Source organism: Janthinobacterium sp. BCJ23 (assembly GCF_059617945.1).
In genome coordinates this window covers 526,337-538,192 of record NZ_JCAQAW010000002.1, presented here as the reverse complement: position 1 = coordinate 538,192, position 11,856 = coordinate 526,337, and the positions used below count along the sequence as shown (strand labels likewise).

Below are 11,856 nucleotides of genomic sequence, written 5' to 3'. Positions count from 1 at the left end.
ATCGCCATCAGAAAGTCCTGCAGCCCGGACCGGGAGCGAGTCCCCACGACTTGCCGAAGCTGCCCCGCTTGCACGCTTCAAGCGTGAGATTGGGCCTGGATTTGCCGCTGCATTGCCGCGCGGACCAGCAAGGGGCGTGGCCTTGCTGGTCCGCGGCGGCATCCTTCTCTGCCTTGGTGGTGGCCGGGCTGGCCGCCGCATTTTCCTTGGGTGTTTCCTTCTCCTGCTTGGCGGCACCCGCCATGGAAACGGCCGAGATCAAGGCGACAAGGCAAAACAGACGTTGCAGTTTCATATAAACCTCCTGGTTGGATGAGAAATGTCAAACACACTGTTGTACTGCTGGGAAAGAACGGCGATTCAATTTTCCATAGCTTCTGGCGGGCTCGCCTTGTCCGGCGGGGGAATGTTGGTGCGGTCCTGATTCCGGTAGGCGATGGGCCTGATCTGCGTCCCATCCGAGCGCGTCACCACCAGGTCGGTCAGCAATTGCCATTGCCATACACGCGCCGTTTCCTTGAAGATCAGCTGTTCCGAGTATTCGACGCTGGTCTCTTCCGTGCGGCCGCTCAGCTGCGTTAATGAAAATGTGTTGGTCATGGAAAGGGATGCCGAGGCGGTGGGACCTTCGAACACGGCACCGACCTCGACATTCGTGGTGATCGACGTCGACCGTTCGAAGGTCGTGGATTCTTCTTTGGTCACGCCGACGCGGTAGGTTGTCGTCGTGGTGCCGCCCCCGGTCGGCGATAACACGTTGTAGCAAAAGTAATACGGCTGGGCGGCGATGAAATAGAAGGGTGACGTGTATGGCTGGTCGGGTACGTTGCTGGCGTCACCGGGGATGGCGGTAAACGGGACGATCACGACTGGGCTCAAGCCGGCCTTCAGCTTGTGGTTGACCACAATTGCCGGGTCCAGCTCCGGCCGTGGCGGGCCGGGAAAATCAAATGGTTCCACGTCGAGGCAGGCCATGGGCAGGCGCAAGTAAAATGCCGGCAAGCTGCCATAGGTATACGCCAGCGGCGACAAAAGGACGTATCCATCCTGAACATCCTTCCATTTGTCCGGGCGCGCCTTCGGCGCTTCCACGCTGCCGCTGCCTTGCCATCCGTGTTCTTGCCATACGCGGATCTTGTCGACGGAAATGCACAGGTCTTTTCTCACGCACCAATACTTGCTTCTGTCCGGTTCCCTGGCGTTAAAGCAGATGCCAAGCGCGTAATAGCCATCGGGCGCAATGGGCTGCCAATAGCAGATGTCCCGGGGGTTTTTGGAGCCTCTGTCATTGACCAGAAAACGGAACCCCGTCGGATGCGCCAATGCGGGACCTAGGGCGGACGGCGGCGCTTCCGGGCACGGTGACAGGTAAAACATGGGAGATGCCCGGGGCGGCTGATACGGCGGAGCCAGTCTGGTGGACACCGCGATGTCGCCGACAGGCAGGCAATTCGCATCGCGCTGCCCGCTGCCCGTGAAATGGTAAAGGCCGATCCACGGCATGTTGTTCAGGTCGGGGGGGAACGTGCTCAGGTCCAGTTGGCTCCATACTTCGGTGAACTCATCCGGCTTGGCCAAAGTCAAACAAATTTCACCGTAGCGCACCGCCGTCTTTGTCCAGTCCCTGTCGCGCACCGCCTTGACGATGGCGGCGTTCGCCTTTTCATTGTACGGAGCCAGGGCGGGGGCGAGGGTGGCATCGTTGTTGTCGTTACGCATGGGTGCAGAACTCCGTCGAGAGTAGGAACTGGTCCCGCAGCTGTCGCGGGCGGGTAGGGAACTTGATTCTCCATCCCCGGTTCATGCCGACTTGACACCCTGTTTCACTTTTTCAAAAATATTATTTTGAGGAAAGATCATTCCGGACTGTGCCTGAACTGTTCCCGAATTGTTCACGAAAATCGCGCGGCGACATGCCATACGCGCGGCTGAACGCGCGTGAGAAATCGGAGGCGCTGTTGAAGCCCAGTCCCAGCCCGATCTGCGTCACGGCAAGATGGCGCATGCTGGTCAGTTCATGTGCCGCGTCGCGCAGGCGGCAATGGCGGATGTAGGCGGCCAGGCCCCCCTGGGATTCAAACAGGCGGTAGATGGTCGAGCGCGCGACGGGAAACGCCCGCATCACGCCGTCCGGCGTCAGGTGCTCCTCGTGCAGGTTCGCCTGGATATAGTGTTCGATCTGTCCCTGCAGCGCGGCGCGGGCGACAGCGCGCCCATGCTCTTCCAGGCGCTGCTGCTTGGCAAATGCGGCAATGATCAGCCGGGCGCACGTGCGTAGCGTCTGCTCTTGCTGGTCTGCCGGCAGCGCTGGCAGGCGCTGGCATAGGATATTCAGGTAAGCCGGCAGCATGCGCGTCAGTGGCGTGGTATAGCCGACGATGCGGCCATGAATGGCTTCGGCGTCGGGCAGGTGCGCGCTGACCGCGGCACGGGGCAGGAAGAAGGCCAGTACATGCGCCCGCGTCGGCCGCACCATGCGCATCGGCTGGTTCATGTCCAGGGCCAGTATGCCTGGTGTGTATTGCAGCGCTTTTGCGCTGGGGCGCGCCGTGCTGGTCTCGATAATGCCCTGCACGGCGATGTGAAAGACGAAATCGCGCATGCTGTCGGTGGAGATGCGCTCATTGCTGCGCAGCTGGGTAACCGCGTCCGTGCGGCTATCCAGATATGCCATGTCCGGCAGCAAGTACGTGTCGAGTTCTGCGTGAAAACCATTGCCCAGCTGCTGGCGCCTTACCTGGAGGTCAAGGAACCGGCCCAGATAATCGCGCCAGGCCAGTAGCTGCAGTTCCTTGTGCTCGCTGGCGACGCTGAAGTGCTGCTGCGCCAGCCCGCTGACGGGCGGCGTGCGGGCATGCCTGATGTCACGCGCGGCAAGTAGGTCGCGCATCGCCGTGGAATATTCCTGGCTCAATGGTGGTGGCTCCAGCGCTAGAGGGTAGCTGTTGCCGGCAGCTTGTCAGCCAGCACCATGATCTTGCCGGGATTGGGCCTGGCCGTCAAGACACGTCGCCGGCTGCTAATGCGACAGTACCGAATCGCGCGACTTGTGCCCGAGGTAAGGCAGCAAGCTGATGAGACCAAGCACTGCCAGCGCGACACCGACCCACAGCGGCGAGCGCAAGCCATAGCCGGCGGCGATGCCGAGGCCGCCGAGCCATGAGCCGGCGCCCAGGCCGATGTTGATGACCGAGGTATGGACGGTGTTGACCAGCGGCCCCGGATGGGCGGTCTTCATCACGCGGGCGATGATGGCGGGATTCATCGACATGCCGACCAGGCCCGTGACGACCAGCAGGGCAACGCTGATGGTCTTGTCGTGCGCAAAGACGGCGAACAGCGCCAGGCTGATGCTCAGGATGACCATGCCCCAGACCATGATGACGGTGGTGTAGCGGTCCGCATAACGGCCGACCACGCCATTGCCCACCACGTTGGCGATGCCGTAGACGCCCAGCAGCCAGGGGATAGCGGAGGCCGGGAAACCGGTAACTTCCGTCAGGATGGCCGCGAAGTAGCTGAACGCCGCGAAAATCGCGCCGATGATGAGGCCGCTGCTGGCATACGCCGCCCACAGGTGGCGGTTGCGGAACTCTGCCAGTTCATTGCCGAGGCTGACGACTTCGGATGGCTTGGTACGCGGCACCAGCACGGTGATGAGCGCCAGGCACATCAGCGCGAGCAGCACCACCAGCCAGAAGCTGGCGCGCCATCCCAGGTGCTGGTCGATGAGCGTGGCGACCGGCACGCCCACCACCGAAGCGAGCATGAGGCCGCCGATCACGACGGCGGCGGCGCGTCCGCGTGCGTTGGGGCTGACGATATCGGCGCAGATCGCCAGGGACAGGCCAAAGCAGGTGGCGGCGGCCACGCCCGTGACCATCCGCGCGACGGCCAGGATGTCATAGCTGGTAGCGGAGGCGGCGACGGATTGGGCCAGGACATAAAAGCCCAGCAGCCACAGCAGCCCCTGCTTGTTCGGCACGCGCAGCTTGAGCAGGACGACGGTGCTCAGCGGCCCGCCGATGACCATGCCCATGGCGTAGAGGGAGATCAGATAGCCGATCCGTGTCACCGGTTCGTCCATGGCCAGGGCCAGTGACGGCATCATGCCCGCCACCATGAATTCGGAGGTGGTTAACGAAAAGATCGTCAACCCCAGAATGTAAACAACCAGCGGCATAGCAATATCCTTCGAGAGTAATAACAAAAAACCTAGCCCGGGATGGCGCGCGCGCCGGCCGCATGCGGCCCTTGCACGCGCCATGCCCTGGTCAGGTGTTGCAAGACGTAAAGATGCTGTCCGGAATGTCGCCGACAGACAGGTTGGGAAAGTCGCGTACCGAACGGTGCTGCGGGTCATTGCCTGTGACCATGCGCAGCAGGCGGTTGCCATCGGCCTCCAGGTAAAACACCGATGGCGGCTTGCCCGCTGGCTCCACTACCCACGCATCCGCCTCGCGGCCCAGCACGCTGTGGCGGCCGTCGTGACGGGCGCCGCCGTCCAGCAGCACCGCCTGCGGCAGGAACAGCGCCTGAAACGGCGTCACCTCGTCGGCCAGCGCCGTTCCCTGCAGCTGTGCGCCAGTTGCCCGCGCCTGCCGTGCATAAGCCACTTTCTGCTTGCGGCTTTGTTCACGCCGGGCGTCGCCGATTTCCGACATCCACAGCAGGTGTCCATGTTCCTTTTCCGGCCAGGGGTTGAACAGGCCATCGATGCGGCAGATGTTGCGCGCATAGTCGAACCAGCAATAGCCGGACGTGATCTGGTCGTCCTCCTGCATCGGCGTCCAGTAGGAAACATAGGCGCTGCTCCATTGCATCGGCAGCAGCGGCGGGGAGACGTGTGTCGGCATGGTATCTCCCTAGCGGCCCAGCGCGTAGCCTAGGCTGGCCATCAGCGCTTCCTGCAACGATGGCAAGTCCTTGCGGCGGGCGTCGAAGCTGGCGGTCAGCTCTGCATTGCTCAGGTCGATACGCTCGCCTACGGTTTCAAACCACAGGCGGCTGGCGTTGGCGTGGTCCTTGAACAATTGCATCAGAGGCACGGCGCGGGCATTGAAGCTGTCCAGGGCGGCGGCCGTGCCAGCTTCGGTATTGAGGATTTTGACCAGCAGCAGGGCCGCCACCACCGCCATGGTGGTGCCATGGCCGATGGAAAAATGCCCCGATTGCAGCGCATCGCCGAGCAGGACGAACTTGCCGTCGCAGGCCCGGTCGCGGCTGAGGGTCATGAAGTTGCGCCAGCCCTGGCCCGGTTGGCTCTGCAGCCCATGCTCGCCGAGCTCGGTTTTGAACGTCTTGGCGACATACGCGGCGGCGTCGCGCTCGGACAGCGCTTCCAGGCCGGCCCTGGCGTACGTTTCTTCGCTGCATTCGACGATAAAGGTGCTCATCGTGTCCGAGTATTTGTAGGCATGGCCGATGAAAATGCCTTGCTCATTGCTGCGGAACACCAGGTTCATCTGGTCGAACAGCTGGGTGGTGCCGTACCAGATGTATTTGTTGCGGCCGAAATCGATGTGCGGCGCCAGCGCTGGCGGCAACTCCAGCGATTTGTAATTGATGCCATTCGCTACCACCACCAGATCGTACTCGGCTTCCAGCTGCGCCCGGGGCGCCGGCGGCGTTTCATAGCTGATCGCGATGCCGGCCGCCACGCACTTGGCGCGCAGTGCTTGCACCAGGGCCTGGCGTCCCACGCCGCACAGGGTCACGCCGGTGCTCATCAGGTTGGGCTGGTCGTGGTGCACGAGCTTGAATTCTTCCAGGAACTGCGGATTGAGCCGTTCCGGCTGCTCCAGATAGGAGAGCGGATTGGCGGGATGGCGCGGCGGGCGCCCCGGCAGCACCACGCCCCAGCCCAGCACTTCTTCCGGGGTGTTTTTTTCCGTGATGCTGATACTCCAGCCGGGCTGGGCTTGTTTCATCTGACTGGCGAAGAGCAGTCCTGCGGGGCCTGCGCCGATAACGAGAATGTTCATTAATTTACCCTTCCAAGTTTGTACCAAACGTTTTGTTTCTTCTGGATTTGCTGCAATTCATCGTAAGGAACCGATGTGAAGTACAGTTTCTCCGCCATGTCTGGCGGATAAACACGGGGGAATTTCTTGTGCATGTAGCGCGTGTAGCGCGTCTGCAGGAAGAAAATCAGATTCGGATTGCTCAGCGCTTCATAGTTGGCGATCGCCATGTCCTGCATGGCGTCCGCCTGCACCTTGCGCTGCTGCGTGAACTCGGACAGGGCAGGGCCCAGGGCATTGCCGTGCTTTTCCAGTAGGGAAACGAAGACGTGGACGTCTTCCAGCGCCATGTTCATGCCTTGTCCGAGGAAGGGGGCGGTGGCATGCGCCGCATCGCCGATCAGCAGGATATTGGACTTGTAGTGGAAGGTGCTGGAACGGACATTGATGAGGTCGTTGCTGGGCAGCGCCATGAACTGGTCGATCATCTCCTTGCGGCGGTCCGGCGGCAGGTTGCCGAAGTAGCGGCTGAAGAAGTCGGCCATGGCTTCGCGGTTGAGCGTGCCCAGGCTGGGCGTGCCCGTGTAGGGCAGGCACAGGGCGAAGCTGATGCTGCCGTCCGGAATGGTGGCCGCGCGGCCGGCAAACAGGCCCTTGGAATCCATGCCGAAGAAATACAACAAATCCTTCCGGAAACCCAGATCCGCCGCGTTCGGCAAGACCAGCGTCTTGTAGCCGTGGCGGAAGTAACTCTGTCTGAACTCGAAACGGCGCACGCCGCTTTGCATGGCGCGCCGCACGGCCGAGTGGGCGCCGTCGGCGCCGATGACCAGGTCGCCATGCAGCTGCTGCACGGCGCCGTCCGGGCCCTGGATCAGCACGATCTTTCTTTCCAGGTCGACATCCAGGCATTTATGCTCAAAGTAATACTTCACTTCGTGCAGGGCGGCATGCCGGTTCAGCAGGCGCTGGAAGGCAGTGCGGTCCAGCGACAGGGGAAACAGGCCTTCGAGCGGGGTCAGCTCGCGTATGCGGTGCCGGCCGCCCACGCTAAATGCCATGCCGACGATGGGTTCGCCGCACTGGTCGAGCTCCTGCTTGCTGATGCCAGCCGCCAGGACGGCCTTGATGCCGCGTACCGTCATGCTCACGCCGATGGCGCGCGAGTTGACCGGGTCGGAGCTGGCGGCATTCTCCAGCAGCGGATCGCCGCGTTTTTCGATAACGTGGACATCGTGTCCCCGTTGCGCCAGATAAATGGCGCTGAGGCTACCTGCCAGGCCTCCGCCGACGATAATGATTTTATGCATTTCAAGCCTCTCTTGACATCTTTCCCCGAGATAAATCGGTAAGTTGCTGATTAAAAAACTCCAACATCTCTATCGGCGCCATGCCGATGACATCGCTCTCAAGGCCGCGCGCATACTGCGCCAGCGCCTGGCATTTCTGCGCCAGCATGTTGCAGCCCAGGCTGTAGTCGCTGCTGATGAGGCTGCTGACCGGCTCTGGCACGGGCGGTCCCGCATGGCGGCCGGGCACGCCGGACGGCATGTTCATCAGGGCGGCCGACAGGGGACGCAACAGGCCGGTCATGATGTCGATGGACGCATTCATCAGGCGCGAGCGGCGCAGGCTGCCCAGCGGCCGCTGCGCGAAATGGTGCGCCATCATCAAAAAGGTCAATTCGTAGCAGCCTTGATACAGCTGCATCAGCGCGCGCGCCTTCCGGTCGGTCACCACGGTGCAGTCCGCACGCGCTTCCAGCACGGGATTCTTCAGCGCCGGCAGCGCCGGCTCGAACGGTTTGCCGCAGGCTGAAAACTTGCCGGCCACGGCGCGCAGCCGCTGGAAGTGCGACGAGGCGAAATGCGGCGAATCGACGGCCACGCCTTCTCCCTGTTCGGTGACGAAGTCGATGGCAAACAGCGCGCTGTCGCGGTCCGATACTTCCAGCTGGTAGCCGGGATAGGCGCGGTTGGTCAGTTCTTTCAGGAACAAATGGTGTTCGCCGCCGCGCTTGCCGCCGCCGCTTTCGAACAGGCCGGGCAAGTCGGCAACGGCCTGGCGGATCGCGATATAGAAGGTGGCGATGGATTTGCCTGGCGTGGGGATGTAGTCGGGCCATTCGAAACGCACGAAACGGGCCAGCACGTGTTCGGAAAATGGCTCGAACGCAAATTCCGTGTCCAGGCCGAAACGCTTGCGCGCCAACTGGCCCAGTACCGGGGTGCCGCTATAAAACGGTTCGCCTAGCGCCATCAGCACATTGTTGACCAATAAATAGTGAATCATTTCTTCATGGGCGATCTCCAGCAGCGCGCCGCGCGTGCCGCTGTTGCGGCGCCGGTCTTCGGCGCCGCAGGCCAGTTCCAGCTCGGCCGGCAGCCAGCGGCCTGCCTGCACCAGCGCCGCCCCCTGCGCATAGTTGGGAATCGAATACGCGGCATACAGGTACTGCAGCATCAGCGACAGTTCCAGGTCGATGGCCTTTTTCAGCTCCTCGATCAGCTCGGCCTTGCTGCCGATGACAGGCGGCACCGCCGCTTCCGGCACCGCCGCCTTGGCCTTTGCCTCGACCTGCGTCAGGTATTTCAGGAACAGGCGCGACTTTGGCAGCGACAGTTCGCGGGTGCTGGGCATGTAATAGCTCTTGTCGCGGTTCCGCGGATCGCACATCTGCCACATCAGGCGCGAATAGGTTTCGCACTTGCACTGGTCCGCCAGGCTGAAGACCTTGTCCGACATGAATGGATACACGAGCTCGTAGTAGCTCATCACATGCCGGTAGAGGAAGGCGTAGTCGACCTGTTCGGCCGGTACGTCGTCGAGGTCCCAGTCGTCGGGCAGCACGCGCACGCCGAGGTATTGCTTATCCTTGCCTGCCCCCAGCACGATCCTGGTCGCGCCCGGCTGGCGCCCCGTCAGGGTCAGCGCCGTGTAGCCATGTCCGAGCGGCGATGGCTGCTGTTCCACGGCCAGCAGCGCGCCGTCCTCGGCCTGCGCCGGCAGGAGGGCAGGCGCCGACAGTTCGCCGCGGAAGCGGCTTTGCACGGTGATCGTCTGCGGGAATTGCTCGTGCTTGTTGCGGTTCGGCGCTTCCAGGTACAGCTGGTTGCTGTCCGATTGCAGTACCCATTCGGTTTCGTTCCACTGCGCCTGCGCGCTACCCAGGCTGAGCGAACCCGTGGCCGCGCCGGCGTGCTGCAGCGGCACGTCGAAGACGCCGTGATGGCGCCAGTAGTCGCGGTACAGTTGCTCGGGTATCCGCGCCAGCAAGGTGCCGGCGCCGTCCTGCAGCAGCAGGTCGCCGAGCGCCTGCTTGTCGCCCAGGGCATGCGTGGGATGCTGTTCCGAGACGGCGCGCGGGTCGCGCGTGGTGAAGGGAATGGCCGTCGGCATGTTGAACGCGACGCGGTCCGCATGCATTTTCACCAGCACCGGTCCCAGGCTGGCCTGGCGCGGCTGCAGCAGGCGGCCGGCCGGATAGCTTGCCAGCTCGTCGCGCCGCCACAGGCCGATGCTGCCGGCCAGGTCGTAGAACACGGGCGAATCGGGTTTGAGCGGCGTCGACATATTGAACAGCGCATATTGCACCGTCAGACCCAGCACCGCGTCGTCGGCCAGGGCTTGCCGCAAGGCCTGCATGCTGGCCGGCAGCGGCAGATCCCCATTGAACAGGAAATGCGGATCTTGCTTGGCCACCGAAAACTGGAACAGCCTGGCGCGGCCGAATTCCTCGTCCAGGAAATGCCCGCTGCGTTCCGTGACATGGCCGCTGCCGAGCCAGCGTACCGAGTGCGCCTGCGCGATATCGGCTGTGAACAAGGTGGGCGTGTTGGGCGTGGCCAGCTTGTCGCTCAAGGTAAACTGGCCGGCGTAGATCAGCGTGGTGTCCGGCTGCGATGGATTGTTGTCGATCCACCTGGCGCGGTTGAACGTCGTGCGCAGATACTCGTTGTAGTGCCCCCACAGGGCCAGCTTGGCGCCCACCAGCGCGTCCTGCGTATCGACCTCGCCACTGCCAAGTTGGACGCCCGTGATCCGCGCGTTTTCCCACGAGAAATGGTTGTTGCCGCAAAAATTGTAGCCTGCCGCCTGGCTGAAGATGCCGTCCGGATCGGGCTTGCCCTCTGCATTGAAGCGGGGGGCAAGCTGTTTCAGGTGTGCATGGAATTCGGACGGCGGCCGGCTCAGGTCGACGGCCTCGCCCGCCATCGATACCGCATTCGTGGCGATATCGATGTTGCCGTGCGTATTGCGATTCCCCGTCGGCACATTGGCGCGGGCAAATCCCCGAAAGTGCAGGCGGGGGAAGTCAAGTAGGCTCATGCGCGCTCGGTCGAGGAAGTGATGAAGGTATCGTTGGCGGCCGCGACCTCGTCCAGTTGAGCTAGCCGTTGCAGCAACAGGCCGCTGGCGTGCTGGGCGCTGATCAGGCTGCCTTCCATCCAGCCGCAATGCGCGGTATAGGCATCCGAGCAGGAAATGATGCCGTCCCGGTGCAGCAGCACGGCCGGGTGTTCGGCTTCCGGTTCCACGCAAAACTCGACGCCATGCGGCCAGAACTTGTGGAAGTGCGCCTTGATCCGCGGCAGCGGCTGGCCATCGAGCGGCAGGACTTCTTCCAGGTGGCTGCGGACACGCTCCAGGTACACGTCTTCACCGAGTTCCAGGCTGTCGCGCCAGTAGGTGGCGCTTTTGCTGTCGGTATAGAACAGCACATACTTGTCGCTCTTGAAGTAGATCTTGCGCAGGGGATTTGCCGCCATCAGCACCTTGTCGGTCAGCCCAAGCGCGTCCCACCAGGCCGTGTCGAACGTGAAGAAACCCTTGAACAGGGGCAGCGAGTCGTACTGGAACGGGCTCCATGCGGCCGGGAAATCCAGGTTCAGGCGCGGCATGGCGGATGGCGGGATCGCCATCACCAGATGACGTGTGCGGTGCATCTGCGTGTCGCCGTGGTGGCCGAAGGCGAGCACATGGTCGGTGCCCGATTTTTCAACGGACAGCAAGCGATGTTCGAGCTGGAATTCCACGCCGGCGACCTGGGCCTGGTGCTGCAACTGGCACAGCAGCGCGTGGTAGCCATCGGTGGCGTAGTGCCACTGGTTGGTGGCGTTTTCCGTGAAGTGCTGCGTTTCCGGGTGTTTCTTGATGATGTCGTAGGCCATGGCCGCCGACACCATCGGCAGCAGCAAGGCGTCATAGCCGGTCGCCTTGATGATGTTGCTGGCCTTGGCGGCGCCCAGGTAATGGCTGACGAAATCGAGGAAGGAGAGGTTAGGATGCTCTGTCAGCCTCGGGCTCAGCTCATCCAGCGTCGCCTTCAGCTCGTCGAGCACGCTATCGTGGGAGATGACCTCGGTGAACGGGTAGACCGCATGCGGCAGACCGCTGCCCTGCATCAGTTGCTGGAAATGCGGATGCAGCTGCGGCGAATAGCGGGCGGCGCCCAGTTCGGCGATTTCCTCGCCATCTATCTTCCGCGACTGGATGCGGCCGCCCACGGTGGGATTCAGGTCGAATACCCGGATGCGCAGCTTCCTGTCGGCGGCGGCGCCGATCAGGCGGTTGGCGCAAGTCAAGCCGCCTATGCCGGCGCCAACAATGCAAATGTCAGAATACGTGCTCATACGAAATTCCTTTTTAACGTTCATTAATCAAAAGGCTGCAAAATCGCCAGAAAAAGTTGTCCCTGCACGTGTACGCAAGGGATGGGACGCTGCGTGTTACGGCACTTGGCGAGCGTTATCAGCTGGGGAATGAAGAGCCTGGCGAAAACTGGCGTTGTGTCTGGAATGGTTGAGTCTTGGCAGCAGAGTTTCTGTTTCAAATCAAAGATGGCACCGACATTAGCCCAGGCATCGGGCTGTCAATTTGATAAATATCAATG

The 11,856-nt window shown here is 62.3% G+C and carries 9 protein-coding genes; all 9 read right to left on the bottom strand.

The window, feature by feature from the left end; translation table 11 throughout:
* Positions 1–7: 7 nt before the first annotated feature.
* Positions 8–295 carry a hypothetical protein gene (locus AC54AG_RS08540; protein ID WP_034755607.1) on the bottom strand — a complete coding sequence of 96 codons (288 nt, stop codon included), beginning with the start codon at positions 293–295 and terminating at the stop codon, positions 8–10.
* Positions 296–360: 65 nt separating this feature from the next.
* A complete protein-coding gene (locus AC54AG_RS08535) occupies positions 361–1,719 on the bottom strand; it encodes a Vps62-related protein (protein WP_338678892.1) in 1,359 nt (452 codons plus the stop codon).
* Positions 1,720–1,840: 121 nt separating this feature from the next.
* Positions 1,841–2,890 (bottom strand): helix-turn-helix domain-containing protein, encoded by a 1,050-nt coding sequence (locus AC54AG_RS08530; RefSeq protein WP_496630028.1) that lies wholly within the window; start codon positions 2,888–2,890, stop codon positions 1,841–1,843.
* Between the two features lie 129 nt (positions 2,891–3,019).
* Positions 3,020–4,183, bottom strand: coding sequence for an MFS transporter (locus AC54AG_RS08525; RefSeq protein WP_496630026.1), 1,164 nt, complete (start codon positions 4,181–4,183; stop codon positions 3,020–3,022).
* 91 nt (positions 4,184–4,274) lie between these two features.
* A complete protein-coding gene (gene vioE, locus AC54AG_RS08520) occupies positions 4,275–4,856 on the bottom strand; it encodes a violacein biosynthesis enzyme VioE (protein ID WP_496630025.1) in 582 nt (193 codons plus the stop codon).
* Between the two features lie 9 nt (positions 4,857–4,865).
* Entirely contained in the window at positions 4,866–5,984 is a 1,119-nt protein-coding gene (gene vioD, locus AC54AG_RS08515; RefSeq protein ID WP_496630024.1) for a flavin-dependent violacein biosynthesis monooxygenase VioD, read from the bottom strand.
* Positions 5,984–7,273 (bottom strand): NADP-dependent violacein biosynthesis oxygenase VioC, encoded by a 1,290-nt coding sequence (vioC, locus tag AC54AG_RS08510; protein WP_496630023.1) that lies wholly within the window; start codon positions 7,271–7,273, stop codon positions 5,984–5,986. Before vioC ends, vioD begins: the two co-directional genes overlap by 1 nt.
* Before the next feature lies 1 nt (position 7,274).
* The gene (gene vioB, locus AC54AG_RS08505; protein ID WP_496630022.1) at positions 7,275–10,292 is read right to left on the bottom strand and encodes an iminophenyl-pyruvate dimer synthase VioB; all 3,018 of its coding nucleotides are present in this window, start codon (positions 10,290–10,292) and stop codon (positions 7,275–7,277) included.
* Positions 10,289–11,596: a flavin-dependent violacein biosynthesis tryptophan-2 monooxygenase VioA gene (vioA, locus tag AC54AG_RS08500; protein WP_496630021.1), complete on the bottom strand. Its 1,308-nt coding sequence runs from the start codon at positions 11,594–11,596 to the stop codon at positions 10,289–10,291. The genes vioB and vioA overlap by 4 nt, the downstream gene beginning before the upstream one ends.
* Between the last annotated feature and the right edge of the window lie 260 nt (positions 11,597–11,856).